Origin of the sequence: Burkholderia sp. AU45274 (assembly GCF_030482505.1) — a bacterium.
GTDB lineage: Bacteria > Pseudomonadota > Gammaproteobacteria > Burkholderiales > Burkholderiaceae > Burkholderia.
This window is the reverse complement of record NZ_JAUJQE010000016.1, coordinates 25,697-40,420: the sequence shown is the minus strand read 5'-3', so window position 1 is coordinate 40,420 and position 14,724 is coordinate 25,697. Positions and strand designations below refer to the sequence as shown.

The 14,724-nt window shown below is 66.7% G+C and carries 10 protein-coding genes; 6 read left to right on the top strand and 4 right to left on the bottom strand.

The window, feature by feature from the left end:
* Positions 1-260 precede the first annotated feature (260 nt).
* Both QZM35_RS34535 and QZM35_RS34530 read left to right on the top strand, forming a co-directional pair.
* Positions 261-1,202, top strand: coding sequence for a LysR family transcriptional regulator (locus QZM35_RS34535; RefSeq protein WP_089430038.1), 942 nt, complete (start codon positions 261-263; stop codon positions 1,200-1,202).
* Positions 1,203-1,469: 267 nt separating this feature from the next.
* Positions 1,470-2,441 (top strand): aliphatic sulfonate ABC transporter substrate-binding protein, encoded by a 972-nt coding sequence (locus QZM35_RS34530; RefSeq protein ID WP_301777597.1) that lies wholly within the window; start codon positions 1,470-1,472, stop codon positions 2,439-2,441.
* A gap of 27 nt (positions 2,442-2,468) precedes the next feature.
* Here the strand turns inward: QZM35_RS34530 and QZM35_RS34525 are convergent, their stop codons facing one another.
* The 3 genes from QZM35_RS34525 to QZM35_RS34515 form a co-directional block, all read right to left on the bottom strand.
* A complete protein-coding gene (locus QZM35_RS34525; RefSeq protein WP_174975666.1) occupies positions 2,469-3,887 on the bottom strand; it encodes a M20 family metallopeptidase in 1,419 nt (472 codons plus the stop codon).
* Positions 3,888-3,916: 29 nt separating this feature from the next.
* A complete protein-coding gene (locus QZM35_RS34520; protein WP_143329945.1) occupies positions 3,917-4,972 on the bottom strand; it encodes a porin in 1,056 nt (351 codons plus the stop codon).
* 148 nt (positions 4,973-5,120) lie between these two features.
* The gene (locus QZM35_RS34515) at positions 5,121-6,437 is read right to left on the bottom strand and encodes an MFS transporter (protein WP_254600312.1); all 1,317 of its coding nucleotides are present in this window, start codon (positions 6,435-6,437) and stop codon (positions 5,121-5,123) included.
* 174 nt (positions 6,438-6,611) lie between these two features.
* Between QZM35_RS34515 and QZM35_RS34510 the strand changes: the two genes are divergently transcribed.
* Positions 6,612-7,559, top strand: a complete 948-nt coding sequence (locus tag QZM35_RS34510; RefSeq protein ID WP_179255151.1) for a LysR family transcriptional regulator — start codon at positions 6,612-6,614, stop codon at positions 7,557-7,559.
* A gap of 9 nt (positions 7,560-7,568) precedes the next feature.
* Here QZM35_RS34510 and QZM35_RS34505 read toward each other — a convergent pair whose 3' ends face one another.
* Positions 7,569-8,549 (bottom strand): AraC family transcriptional regulator, encoded by a 981-nt coding sequence (locus QZM35_RS34505; protein ID WP_089430044.1) that lies wholly within the window; start codon positions 8,547-8,549, stop codon positions 7,569-7,571.
* Between the two features lie 596 nt (positions 8,550-9,145).
* Between QZM35_RS34505 and QZM35_RS34500 the strand changes: the two genes are divergently transcribed.
* From QZM35_RS34500 to QZM35_RS34490, 3 genes are all read left to right on the top strand, one after another.
* Positions 9,146-10,030, top strand: a complete 885-nt coding sequence (locus tag QZM35_RS34500; RefSeq protein ID WP_301777596.1) for a LysR family transcriptional regulator — start codon at positions 9,146-9,148, stop codon at positions 10,028-10,030.
* A 229-nt stretch (positions 10,031-10,259) separates the two neighbouring features.
* Positions 10,260-11,516: an efflux RND transporter periplasmic adaptor subunit gene (locus QZM35_RS34495; RefSeq protein ID WP_089433982.1), complete on the top strand. Its 1,257-nt coding sequence runs from the start codon at positions 10,260-10,262 to the stop codon at positions 11,514-11,516.
* 15 nt (positions 11,517-11,531) lie between these two features.
* The gene (locus QZM35_RS34490) at positions 11,532-14,723 is read left to right on the top strand and encodes an efflux RND transporter permease subunit (RefSeq protein WP_089476488.1); all 3,192 of its coding nucleotides are present in this window, start codon (positions 11,532-11,534) and stop codon (positions 14,721-14,723) included.
* The last annotated feature ends 1 nt before the right edge of the window (position 14,724 follow it).

Here is a 14,724-nt window from a genome sequence, read left to right as displayed (position 1 = left end):
TCGCCGGGTAGTTTTTGCCGATCCGATGCCGGTCGTGTGCCGGTGCGACGGGGTGCGTATGCGCGCGGCCCATACCCCGTGCGCACGGCGGCCCGGCGACACGATTCGGCGTCCGGATCACGCCGCATACGGCAAACTGGACACGTCTGCACTGCTGCTGTACTGTTCCGCACAATTCGCGCCAGACCGGCCTGCGCCGGCGCTGCCGGCACCATGGCCGCGCGGTGGCGCGACGTGATCTCAATCCCGGGGACAGGTCGATGGACACGTTACAGATGATGCGCATTTTCGTCCGGGTGGCGGAAGAGGGCAGCTTCACGAGCGCAGCCCAGCGCCTGGATATCACGACGGCTTACGCATCGCGGTCGGTCGCGCAGCTCGAAACGCACCTGCGCACGCGCCTGCTCAACCGCAGCACGCGCCGCATCGCGCTGACCGACGCCGGGCAGCGCTATCTCGACCGCTGCCAGCGCATCCTCGGTTATATCGACGAAGCGGAAGCCGAGGCGGCCGACGCACAGGCAAAGCCGTCGGGACGGCTGCACGTTCACGCGACGACGAGTTTTGGCCAGTCCTACGTGGTGCCCGCAGTCGTGCGCTACCGTGAGCGCTATCCGTCGGTTGCGGTCGAACTGACGCTGTCGCAGCATGTGCCAGACATCATCGACGAAGGCTACGACGTATCGCTGCAGTTGAGCACGACCGAGTTGCCCGATTCCGGGCTCGTGTCGCAGCGGCTCGGCGAAGTGGGCAGCGTGCTGTGCGCGTCACCCGCATACCTGAAGGCGCGCGGTACGCCGCACACGGTGAGCGACCTCGACGGGCATGCGTGCCTGCAGATCGTCACGCCGCTCTTTCCGCGCGACCGTTGGCATCTCGATGGCCCCAACGGACGCGAAACGTTCGAACTGCCATTGCCGGATTTCCAGGTGAACATCGCCGATGCGCTCGGCGCCGCGCTGCGTGCCGGACTCGGCATCGGTTCGCTGCCGATGTCGGCCGCACTGCCCGGGCTCGCGAGCGGCGCGCTGGTGCGCGTGCTGCCCGACTACCGGTTGCAGAAGCTGACGGTCTATACGCTGTACGCGTCGCGTCAGTATCTCGACGCGAAGATCCGCACGTTCGTCGATTTCCTGCGCGAATGCGTGCCAGAGTTGCTGGCTGCCGACGAGGCTGCGCTGGCCGCTTCCTGCAAGTCCTGAAGTCGAACCTTCCGCATGTAAGTACGACGTTGCTCGTCGATCGCACCAATAATACGCAGTCCTGTATTTGACGCGGATATCGGCCGCATCCCCACGACCGACCCGGGCAATGACGCCCGGGTGACCGGCGTGCCCTTATGAAAGCGCTTGCTTTCGATATCGAACATCGTTGGTTCGGTGCGTGGTGCCAACCCCCTAGAATCGGTTCGACCGGCTTCATCGCATGCGTGCGCGAAGCTGCATCCTCTTCATCGAACCCGATACGACATGGCAGACCAACACTCGACAACCCGCCGCCGGCTCCTGCATGCCGGCCTGGCGATCGCGGCGGGCGCCGCCGCGCATCCGGGCTTCGCGCTGGCGAGCACCGCCGGCGCGCGTACGTTGCGCATCGGCTATCAGAAAGGGCCGCTCAGCCTGTTGAAGGCACGCGGTACGCTGCAGAGCAAGCTTGCGACACTCGGCGTGACCGTCACGTGGACCGAGTTTCCGTCGGGGCCGCCGCAGCTCGAGGCACTGAACGCGGGATCGATCGACTTCGGCGATGTCGGTGAGGCACCGCCGATCTTCGCGCTCGCGGCCGGCGCGCCGCTCGTCTATTACGCGCAAACGCCGGCCGGCCCCGCGGCCGAGGCATTGATAGTTGCGAAGGATTCGCCGGTGAAGACCTTCGCGAACCTGCGCGGCAAGCGCATCGCGCTGGTGAAGGGATCGAACACGCACTTCCTGCTCGTTCGGCTGCTGCAGTCCGCGAAGCTCAATTACACCGACATTTCGCCAGTCTGGTTGTCGCCGTCCGACGCGCGGGCCGCGTTCGAGAACCGCTCGGTCGATGCATGGATCATCTGGGATCCGTTTCTCGCGGTGGTCCAGCAGGCGTTCGGCGCGCGCATCGTCGCGGACGGCACCGGGCTCGTCGAGAATCGCAGCTATTACTTTGCGTCGCGCACCTATGCGCAGCGTAATGCCGACGTGCTGGACGCGGCCGTGTCGGAATTGACGACGGTCCAGCGATGGCTCGATGCGAACCGCGCGCAGGGTGCGGCCGAGTTCTCGAAGCTGTGGGGGATTCCGGAGCCGGCGGTGGCGCTCGCATTTCGCCGCGCACGCTTCGGTGTCGAGCCCGTCACGCGTGACACGCTCGCGTATCAGCAGCGCATCGCCGATGTGTTCTACCAGACTGGCGTCCTGCCGAAGCGCGTCGACGTCAGTCTGGCCGCGCCACCTGCACTTGCGTGACCGCACAGCCGGCCCGGAACGTCGGGCTCAGCGGCGGAACGGCAGCGCCACATCGTCCGGAATCGGGCACACGTACGGCCGGCCGCCACGCCGCTCGAGCAGTTCCGCCTTCGCCTGCGCAAGCGTGTCCGGCGCGCCGAACAGGTCGATCGCGGTCGCGGCCATCGTCTTCGCTGCCAGCAGCATCCCCTTGTGTGCGAGCGGTGTCTTGCCTTGCGCGACCCACTGCCACGAGTGCGGCGGCGTACCGAATGCGTAGCAGCTCGTATGGCATTGCGCGGTCGGCGTGACCCAGCTCACGTCGCCGACGTCGGTCGAGCCGCAGATCGGGCGCCCCTTGCCGGGCTCGTACGGATCGATTCCGTCGAACAACGCCTTCGGATCGCGCCACGCCTGGTTCAGCGAACGCGAAGACGTTTCGATATCCTGAGCAGTGAGCGTCTGGCGCTGGTACGCATCGGCGAGCGCTGCGTCATCCGCGTCGAAGCCGGCGGTGCCGATCGACTGCAGATGCCGGTACATGACCTGGTTCAGCACGGCATTTTCCAGCAGGTTCGAGCAGGCTTTGTCGAACACGATCTCGAGCCGGCAATCGGTCATCATCGCCGCACCGCGCGCGACGTTCTTCACGCGCTCGAACAGCTCGGCCGCCTGATCGTTGCGAGCCGCGCGCACGAGGTACAGCACTTCCGCATTGGCCTGCACGACGTTCGGCGACAGGCCGCCCGTGTTTGTCACTGCGTAGTGCACGCGCGCTTCGGGCAGCATGTGTTCGCGCAGGTAGTTGACGCCGACGTTCATCAGCTCCACGGCATCCAGTGCACTGCGGCCGAGGTGCGGCGACGCGGCGGCGTGTGATGCCTTGCCCGTGAAGCGGAAGTACGCCTGGATGTTCGCGAGCGAACCGGCCGGAAAGATGCCCGTGTACACGTGCGGATGCCACGACAGTGCGGCGTCGAGATCGTCGAACACGCCGGCACGTGCCATGAACGTCTTGCCGGATCCGCCTTCCTCGGCCGGGCAGCCGTAGAAGCGCACGGTGCCGGGCTGGCCCGTGCGTTCGAGATGCGACTTCACCGCTGTCGCGGCGAGATGCGCTGCGGTGCCGAGCAGATGGTGGCCGCAGCCGTGGCCGTTGCCGTTCGAGATCTCGCCCGACGGCTGGCAGGTGAATGCGCCGGCTTCCTGGCTGAGTCCGGACAGTGCATCGTATTCGCCGAGGATGCCGATCACGGGGCCGCCGTGACCGGCTTCGGCGATGAACGCGGTCGGAATGTCGGCCACGCCGCGCGTCACGCGAAAGCCGGCTTCTTCCAGCATCCGGATGTGCAGGTCGGTCGACGCGAATTCCTCGTAGCGCAACTCGGCGAGGTTCCAGATCCGGTCGGACAGCTCGGTGAATTGCGCACGCTGGCTGTCGATGAAATCGAGGGCGAGTGAAGTCATGAATTGCTCCTGTGAAGAGACTGGCGCGGTCAGAATTTCTGCCGAAGGCCAAGGGCGAAGACGGTGCTGCTCATGCCGGGGGCGGATATGGGCGCGGAGCCGAACGACAGCGCTGACTGTCCGGTGTTCCTGAAGCCGCCGAGCCGTATGTACACACCGGTGAGTTTCGAAAACTGGTAGTCGTAGCCGAGCAGCGCACCGAGCGCATGGCTCGCCTGGCCGGCGATCGTGCGATACGCGAGGTCGGCGCGGATCGCGTGCGGGCCGCGCTGCCAGATCGCGCCGAGCGAATAGACCTGCGCGACGAGCGTGCCGGGCGCGGTGGGGCGCATCAGCGTGTACGCGAACGACGCGAGCGTCGGGCCGAACGCATACGACGCGCTGGCCATCACCGAGTCGGTACGCGCACCGTCCGGAGCGCCGCCCGGCGTTGACGACGTGGCGGCCCACATCGCGTTGTACGCACCGCTCAGCATCACCGGGCCACGCGCGAAATTCGCGACGGCACCCGCGTTGCTGGCGATCGGGCTCGCGCCTGCCGCGTTGCGGAACGCGTAGAGCACGGTGACGTCGAGCCCGCCGTAGGTCGGCGTCTTGTAGCTGATCGCGTTCTCGATGCGCCCGGGCAGCGAAGCGGCACCGCGCCCGAGATCGCTGCCGATCAGCGCGGTGCTGGCGAACGGCGACAACTGGCCGACGAGATAGAACGGATCGGCCGCTTCCGGCACGATCGCCGGATACTGCTTGCCGAGCTTGATCGTCCCCCAGTCCGCGGAGCCGATCGCCACGTTGGCTTCGCGGTTGTAGAACGATGCCGCGCTTTGCGGGCGGCCGGACATCAGGTCGAAGCCGCTTTCGAGGCGGAAGCTCGCGCGCAGGCCGCCGCCGAGATCCTCGCTGCCGATGAAGCCGAAGCGCGACGTCGATGCACCGCCGCTCATCAGGCCGACGCTCGTCTGGCTGCCGATGCGCGCGTATTGCAGGAAGCTGTCGAGCGCGCCGTAGATCTGTACGTTGGCGCGGGCCGGCGCGGCCCACATGCAGGTTGCCGCGCAGCACGCGGCCATCAGGGTTGAATTGCGCACGTTTGTCTCGTGATGTCGCGATCGTCGGCGCGCGAATCGCGGGCGTGCAGGGGCCCGCCCGCGCACGCGTCGACGTCGCGGATTCTGTTGTCTGATTGAGGGGGCGCGGCCGGGGTCCGGCGTCGCCGTGAATGAAGCGGTGCGCCGCTCAGCGGCCGTCGTGATGCGAATCGGCCGGGCGCTCGCGGAAGCGCCACAGCGCGATCATGCTGACGGCGCCGCACGCGAGCACGTACCACGCGGGCGACATCGGGTCGCCGGTGCGATGCAGCAGCCACGTGACGTTGAACTGCGCGAAGCCGCCGAAGATCGTCACGCCGAAGCTGTAGATCGTCGCGAGCGCGGTGGCGCGCACGCGCGGCGGGAACGCCTCCATGATCAGCAGCAGGAATGCGGAACTGCCCGCAGTGGCGAAGGCCATCACGACAGTGACGATCGCGACCATCAGCCCCGCCGACGGCGCGGCGATCAGCAGCCGGAAGGCGGGATACACGCACGCGAGCGACAGCAGCCACGTGACGGCGATCAGCGGCTTGCGGCGCGGCAGGCGATCGATGATCCACAGGCCCGACACGAGCGCGGCGACGATCATCGCCAGCCCCGACGCGCAGCCCGCCAGCAGCGACGTCGCCATCGGCAGGTGAAGCGTGCGTACCGCATAGGCCGGCATGTAGAACACGAAGATGTAGAGCGTCGACGTGCCGCCGATGATCATCAGCGTGCCGAGCACGACGCGGCCGAGGTAGCGCGTGAACACTTCGCGCACCGCACTGCCGTCGGCGTCACGCGTCGACACATGCGTTTCGTCCAGATGCCGGCGGATGTAGAAGCCGACCGGGCCGAGCAGCAGGCCGAGCAGGAACGGCACGCGCCAGCCCCAGCTTTCGAGCGCGTCCGCCGACAGCACGGCCGACAGCAGCGCACCGCTGAGCGCGCCGAGCAGCGCCGCGACGCCCTGGCTGATCATTTGCCAGCTCACCATGAAGCCGCGGCCGGACAGCGGGCCCGATTCCATCAGGAACGTGGTCGACGCACCGATTTCACCGCCGGCCGACAGGCCCTGCAGCAGCCGGCCGATCACGACCAGCGCCGGCGCGATGACGCCGATGCGTGCATAGGACGGCGTCAGCGCGATCAGCGCGGTGCCCGCGATCATCAGCTGGATCGTCAGCGTCAGCGCCGCGCGCCGGCCCGCGCGATCGGCGTAGTTGCCGATCAGCACGCCACCGAGCGGGCGCATCACGAAGCCGACGCCGAACGTCGCCATCGCGAGCAGGAGCGGGCCGGCGCCCGAATCGACCGGAAAGAAGGTCTTGCCGATCAGCGCGGCGAAGTAGCTGAACACGGTGAAGTCGAACATCTCGAGCGCGTTGCCGGCCGAGGTGGCGATGATCGTCCGGGTCTGCGCCGAGCGGCGGCGCGGGGCTGGCGGCGCGTCGATGAGCGGCGTGGCGGCGTCTTGCATCGGGGTTGTCTCCATGGGTATCGGTATCGTGAGCGCCGCATGGATCGTCAGGCATCCTGCGAGAGCTGGCCGCATGTTAAAACCGGGCAAAACATCGCGATACGCGCAAATTTTTATCCTGATAACATTTGTTTATTCCCTGATGCCTTTCGTCTGCCCCGTTCCATTCGTCGCATGAAACTCCACCAGCTCCGCGCGCTCGTGGCCGTTGCCCGCTCGGGCAGCATCCATGAAGCCGCGCGCACCCTGCACCTCACGCAACCGGCCGTCACGCGTTCGCTGCGCGATCTCGAGGACGAACTCGGGCTGATGCTGGTCGCACGCAGTTCGTCGGGCGTGACGCTGACCGATGCGGGGCGCGCGATGTTGCAGCGGGCCGAACTGGTCGTCAACGAGGTTGCGCGCACCGAGGAGGAAATGGCGCAGTTGCGCGAGAACCGGCAGGGCCGGCTCGCGATCGGGATGACACCGCTGGCGGGCATCACGGTGCTGCCGGCTGCGTACAACCGCTTTCGCCGCGCGATGCCCGACGTCCAGCTCGAATTCGTCGAGGGCAGCCCGTCGCAGCTGGTCGAGCAGTTGAAGAACGGCGCGCTCGATTTCGCGCTCGGTGCGGGGGCGGATGCGCAGGACTTCACGTCCGTGCGCTGCGAGCACCTCGACACGTTTCCGATGTGGTTCGCGGTGAGCCGCAAGGGCAAGCTGGCCGGCGCGACTTCGCTGGCCGATCTGCAGGATGCGGAATGGCTGCATACGGGGCCATCCGCCGAATTCCGCGCGTTTCTCGCGGAGCTGTTCGCGCAGGCCGGCCTGCCGGTGCCGCGCCGCGTGACGCGCTGCGCGTCGCAGACGCTGTTCTACGCACTGGCCGTCAACAGCGACGTGGTGACGGCGTGGACGCAGCTCGCACTGCGCAGCGAAGATGCGTCCGATACGCTGAAGACGCTCGATCTCGTCGGGCAGCCGCCCGCGCGCAACCTCTATCTGTTGTTCCGCGACAGCGCGGTGCTCACGTCGTCGGCCGAGTACTTCGTCCGCTGCATCGATGAAGCCGTGCAGGCCGAGCGTGCGAATGCCGGCGGGAAGAAACGCGGCACGCGCTCGCGTGCGCCGCGTGCGTGAGATGCCGGCCTACGGCGCGACGCGCGACAACGGCACCGCTTCGTCGCGCAGCTTCAGCACATCGCGGCCCGGCGCATCGCCGAACAGGCGCGCGTATTCGCGGCTGAACTGCGACGCGCTCACATAGCCGACACTGCGGCACGCCTGCCGCGCATCCATCGCCGACAGGCACATCAGGCGGCGTGCCTCCTGCAGCCGCAACACCTTCTGGCATTGCAACGGGCTCATCGACGTGACCGCACGGAAGTGGTAATGGAAGGTCGACGGGCTCATGTCCACCTGCCGCGCAAGCGATTCGACCGTCATCGGGTCGAGGTAGTGGTCGCGTATCCAGGCGACGGCGCGCGAGATGCGCTGCGTCGTCGAATCGGCCTGGCCGACCTGCGCGACGCGCGCACCCGACGGGCCCCGCAGCAGCCGGATGAGGATTTCGTCGACGATCAGCGGCGCGAGCAGGTCGATGTCGTCGGGGTGCGCGATCAATTGCATCAGGCGCACGACGGCGTCGACGATTTCAGGCGGCGTATCGTGCGTGTCGAGCGCGCTGTAGTCGGCGGCTTTCGGCAGCCCGTGCGGAAACACGCGCGGCGTGAGTGCCGCGATGCGGTCCGGGTCGAGATCGAGTTGCACGTAAAGGAACGGCTCGGCCGGGTTCGCGCGTATCACGCGGCCGGTGACGGGCAGGTCCGCTGTCGCGACCATCATCCGCGATTCGTCGGTCACGTAGGTGTCGTCGCCGACCCGCGTCGATTTCGCACCTTGCCCGACGATGCTCAGGCACGCGTGGTGCACGCCATGGTTCCAGGGCGGTGGCGACGCGGACGCACGCCCGATGCGCATGCCACGTACCGGGAGCTCGAACGTGCCGTCGTGCGGTGCATAAGCGGCGATCAGCGCGGCGAGCCGGGCCGTGGGCGACCGCGCCGGCAACCGAGGGTCGTGATCGGGCGTGATGCGCTGAAGCGGCGGCGTTCGGGCGTCGATTTCCATGGTGCGTGAGTGGATGGCGGAGTGGTCAGTGCAAGGTGCGCGGCTGCGATTCCCTGTTGGTGTCCCGGCAGGGGTGCCGGCACGGCGGTCACATCGTACGGCGAGTCGCGTGCACGTGATTGCCTAAACCTGTGGGAAATTAGCCCGATCATCCGGATCTGCATGGCGGGTGGCCGCATCGCTGGTCACTGCGCGGTGTGCAGCGCACAAATTCGGAAATTAAGGCAAAACAATCGCAGGATCGGGCAAGCCATTTTCCGGCCGTTTTCATACCATTGCACCTGCTGAAACAAACGTGATCCAGTGCATTCCGGCGATGCGGGTATGACCGTCGCATGGCCGGTGGATGCCGCCGGCATTGCCGCAGCGAACCACTGGAAAAGACTCAGGACTGCTATTCGAATAGTCATGCATCGGGCCAGTCGAGGCCGGCTTGCGTCCGTTGCATTCCGGCTCGCGTCTGGCGCGAGCGTGCCGACCGACCCGGCGTGGCTGGCGTCGGTGCAGCCGCATTGGCCGGGCCGTTGCATGTCGGTCGCGATGCGGCGACGGAGGTGCGCGTCAAGGCAGTCGACCGCGCAGGGGAATCCGGACAAATGGACCAACTTCAATCGATTCGGGCATTCGTGACGGTGGCAAGGGAAGGCGGCTTTCGCCGGGCGGCGACCCGGCTGCGCGTGTCGACGGCGATGGCGAGCCGGCTGGTCGATGCGCTCGAGACGCGCCTTGGCGCACGCCTGCTTCAACGCAGCACCTGCCACCAGTCGCTGACGGAAATCGGCGAGCTGTACCTCGCGCGCGTCGAGCGGATTCTCGGTGCGATCGACGAGATCGACGGTCGTTTCGTCGCGATGGGCAGCAAGCCGGAAGGCGCGTTGCGCATTGCCGCGCCGGTCGCGTTCGGGCTCAGCCAGTTGAGCGCATTGCTCGATCGTTTCGTCAACCGGTTTCCGGACGTGCGGCCGACCGTCACGCTGACCGATGCCCATGTCGACCTGACATCCGAAGACATCGATGTCGCGTTTCTGACCGACGGCATGCCGGTGACAGGTGCGCATGCGCTGCACACGCTGGCCGCCTACGAATCCGTGCGCGTCGCGGCGCCGACTTATGTCGACGCGCATGGCGGCGCGGTTGCGTCGGGCGACTGGCCGGACATCACGGCCGTGCGGCTCGATCTGCCGGCGACCGGCGATGACGATGCGGCCGCGTTTCGACTCGACACGGCGCCCGGCGGCAGTTTGGGTGTCGGCCATCTCGAGATGGCACGGCGACTGGCTGTGGCCGGCATGGGCGCCGCGGTGCTGCCCGCGTATCTCGTCGACGCCGATCTGGTGGCCGGCACGCTGGTGCGCGTCGCGCCGATTCGCCCGCTCGCGCCCGTCACGCTGAAGCTCGCGCATGCGCGCACCGCGCATCTGCCGGCCGCTGCACGGGCATTCATCGAATTCGCCGGCGCCGCGTTCCAGCCGGCGAGCTAGCGGCCCGGTTGATAGCCGCGGCTATGCCCGCCCGCCAGGGCAGCGGGCTCATGGTTTTTTCCACGGAAGCAGTTCGACGAACGAACGCTCCGCAGGGCGCAACGCACGCCCGAAATACGTGACCTCATTCGCGGCAAACAGGAAGCGACAGCATTCCGGCCGCGCGTGCAGGTCACGAGGAGATCTGGTGATTCCCATTGAAGGTCGTCTATTTGCGAGAGGTCGCTCCATGCGCGTCGAACGGGTTCCATACCGCTTAATCACTGCTGCAACAGCTGCCGTTTTCCTGGCCGCGTGCGGAAAAAAAGAATCGGCACCGCCGCCGCAAACGCCGGAAGTCGGCATCGTCACCGTCCAGCCGCAGGCCGTGCCGGCGGTAACCGAACTGCCGGGCCGCACCAGCGCATTCCTCGTCGCGCAGGTCCGCGCGCGGGTCGACGGCATCGTGCTGCGTCGTGAATTCACCGAAGGCACCGACGTCAAGGCCGGCCAGCGTCTGTACAAGATCGACCCGGCGCCGTACGTCGCCGCGCTGAACAGCGCGAAGGCGACGCTCGCGCGGGCACAGGCGAACCTCGTCACGCAGAACGCGCTGGTCGCACGCTACAAGGTGCTGGTGGCCGCGAACGCGGTCAGCAAGCAGGACTACGACAACGCGGTGGCCACGCAGGGACAGGCCGCGGCGGACGTCGCGGCCGGCAAGGCGGCGGTCGATACCGCGCAGATCAACCTTGGCTATACCGATGTCGTCTCGCCGGTTTCAGGCCGAGTCGGTATCTCGCAGGTGACGCCGGGCGCGTATGTGCAGGCGAGCCAGGCGACGCTGATGTCGACGGTGCAGCAGCTCGATCCGGTGTACGTCGACCTCACGCAGTCGAGCCTCGACGGGCTGAAGCTGCGCCAGGACGTGCAGAGCGGCAAGCTGAAAACGAGCGGCCCGGGCGCGGCGAAGGTGTCGCTGATCCTGGAAGACGGCAAGACCTATTCGGAAGCCGGCAAGCTGCAGTTCTCGGACGTGACGGTCGACCAGACCACCGGCTCGGTGACGATTCGCGCGATCTTCCCGAATCCGGGCCGCGTGCTGCTGCCGGGCATGTTCGTGCGCGCGCGGATCGAGGAAGGCGTGAACGAGAACGCGTTCCTGGTGCCGCAGATCGGCGTCACGCATGACCAGAAGGGCCAGGCGATCGCACTGGTCGTGAACGCGGCCAACAAGGTCGAGACACGTCCGTTGACGACGGCCGGCACGTACGGCCCGAACTGGATCGTCGAAGGCGGTCTGCAAGCGGGCGATCACGTGATCGTGCAGGGCGTCGACAAGGTGCGCCCGGGTGCGACCGTGAAGACCGTCGCGGCCCAGCTCGCACCGGCGCCGGACGCTGCGTCCGGCACACCGGCAAGCGCCGCGAATGTGTCCGGCGCCGCGCCGGCGAGCACCGTCGCCCATGCTGCCGCGGGTTCGACCGCTGCGTCGTCCGCGCAATAACAAGGAGTCCGTTTCATGGCCAAGTTCTTTATCGATCGCCCGATCTTTGCGTGGGTGATCGCGATCGTGCTGATGCTGGCCGGCGTCGCATCGATCTTCAAGATGCCGATCGCGCAGTATCCGACGATCGCACCGCCGACGATCCAGATCCAGGCGAACTATCCGGGCGCTTCCGCGAAGACGGTGGAAGACACGGTGACGCAGGTGATCGAGCAGCAGATGAGCGGTCTCGACAACTTCCTGTACATGTCGTCGACGAGCGATGACTCGGGCAACGCGACGATCACGCTGACCTTCTCGCCGGGCACGAATCCGGACGTCGCGCAGGTGCAGGTGCAGAACAAGCTGTCGCTCGCGACGCCGAACCTGCCGCAGGTCGTGCAGCAGCTCGGCATGCAGGTCACGAAGTCGAGCAGCAACTGGCTGATGTGGTTCGCGTTCAACTCCGACGACGGCAGCATGTCGAAGGAGGACCTGACGAACTACGTGGCGTCGCACGTGCTCGATCCGCTCAGCCGCGTGAACGGCGTCGGCCAGACGCTGCTGCTCGGTTCGCAGTTCTCGATGCGCATCTGGCTCGACCCGGTCAAGCTGACCAACTACAGCCTCACGCCGACCGACGTGTCGGCTGCGATCACGCAGCAGAACGTGCAGATCGCGGGCGGCCAGATCGGCGGCACGCCGGCGAAGCCGGGCACGATGCTGCAGGCGACGATCACCGAATCGACGCTGCTGCGCACGCCCGAGCAGTTCGGCAACATCCTGCTGAAGGTCAACCAGGACGGTTCGCAGGTGCGCCTGAAGGACGTCGGCCGCGCGGCGCTCGGCTCCGAGAACTACACGTTCGACACGAAGTACATGGGGCAGCCGACGGCCGGCCTCGGCATCCAGCTCGCGACTGGCGCGAACGCGCTGGCGACTGCCACCGCGCTGCGGGCCAAGGTCCAGGAGCTGTCGAAGTACTTCCCGCACGGTCTCGTCGTCCACTATCCGTACGACACGACGCCGTTCGTGCGCCTGTCGATCGAGGAAGTGGTCAAGACGCTGCTCGAAGGTATCGTGCTCGTGTTCCTCGTGATGTACCTGTTCCTGCAGAACCTGCGGGCGACGATCATCCCGACGATCGCGGTGCCGGTCGTGCTGCTCGGCACGTTCGCGATCATGGGAGTCGCCGGCTTCTCGATCAACACGCTGTCGATGTTCGGCCTCGTGCTAGCGATCGGCCTGCTGGTGGACGATGCGATCGTGGTGGTCGAGAACGTCGAGCGCGTGATGGCGGAGGAGGGCTTGTCACCGAAGGAGGCGACCCGCAAGGCAATGGGCCAGATCACCGGCGCACTCGTCGGCGTGGCGCTCGTGCTGTCGGCGGTGTTCGTGCCGGTGGCATTCTCCGGCGGGTCGGTCGGCGCGATCTATCGTCAGTTCTCGCTGACGATCGTGTCGGCGATGGTGCTGTCGGTACTCGTCGCGTTGATTCTGACGCCGGCACTGTGTGCGACGATCCTCAAGCCGATCCCGCAAGGGCATCACGAAGAGAAGAAGGGTTTCTTCGGCTGGTTCAACCGGACGTTCGACCGCAGCCGCGATCGCTACACGAGCGGCGTGAACCACGTGATCCGGCGCTCGGGCCGCTGGCTCGTGATCTACCTGGCCGTGTTCATCGCGGTCGGCGTGATGTTCGTGCGCCTGCCGAAGTCGTTCCTGCCGGATGAAGACCAGGGCTACATGTTCATGATCGTGCAGACGCCGTCCGGCTCCACGCAGGAAACGACCGGCAAGACGCTCGACAACATCAACACGTACCTGACCACCACCGAGAAGGATGTGGTCGACTCGGTGTTCACGGTCAACGGCTTCAGCTTTGCGGGTCGCGGCCAGAACGCCGGTCTCGTGTTCGTGAAGCTGAAACCGTACGAGCATCGCCAGCGTTCGGACCAGAAGGTGCAGGCGCTGATCGGCCGGACGTTCGCGCACTACGCGCAGTACAAGGACGCGATGGTGATTCCGTTCAACCCGCCGTCGATTCCCGAACTCGGCACCGCTGCCGGCTTCGACTTCGAGCTGACGGACAACGCCGGTCTCGGCCACGAAGCGCTGATGGCCGCGCGCGGGCAGCTGCTCGGGATGGCCGCGAAGGATCCCGCGCTGGCACTCGTGCGCCCGAACGGCCTGAACGATACGCCGCAGTACAAGGTCGACATCGACCGCGAGAAGGCGAATGCGCTCGGCGTGACGGCTGCCGCGATCGACCAGACGTTCTCGATCGCGTGGGCGTCGCAGTACGTGAACAACTTCCTCGATACCGACGGCCGGATCAAGAAGGTGTACGTGCAGTCGGACGCGCCGTTCCGGATGACGCCGGAAGACATGAACATCTGGTACGTGCGCAACAGCACGGGCGGCATGGTGCCGTTCAGCGCGTTCGCGACCGGCCACTGGAGCTACGGTTCGCCGAAGCTCGAACGCTACAACGGCGTGTCGTCGATCGAGATCCAGGGGCAGGCCGCGCAAGGCAAGTCGACCGGGCAGGCGATGGCGGCGATGGAAGCGCTCGCGAGCAAGCTGCCGGAAGGTATCGGCTACTCCTGGACGGGCCTGTCGTTCCAGGAAATCCAGTCCGGTTCGCAGGCGCCGATCCTGTACGCGATCTCGATCCTCGTCGTGTTCCTGTGTCTCGCGGCGCTGTATGAAAGCTGGTCGATTCCGTTCTCGGTGATCATGGTGGTGCCGCTCGGCGTGGTCGGCGCGCTGCTCGCGACGATGCTGCGCGGTCTCGAGAACGACGTGTTCTTCCAGGTCGGCCTGCTGACGACCGTGGGCTTGTCCGCGAAGAACGCGATCCTGATCGTCGAGTTCGCGCGCGAGTTGCAGGCCGGCGGAAACATGGGGCCGGTGCGCGCGGCGATCGAGGCGGCGCGCCTGCGGCTGCGTCCGATCCTGATGACGTCGCTCGCGTTCATGCTCGGCGTGCTGCCGCTTGCGATCAGCAACGGCGCGGGCTCGGCGAGCCAGCACGCAATCGGTACGGGCGTGATCGGCGGGATGATTACGGCGACGTTCCTCGCGATCTTCATGATCCCGATGTTCTTCGTGCGGGTTCGCGCGATCTTCAGCGGCGAGACGGAAAACGTCGACGACGCATGGCGTCTCGTGCAGGGCGACCTGCAGCGCGGTCACGACGACGCACACGATTCGAAGGGGCAGTAAC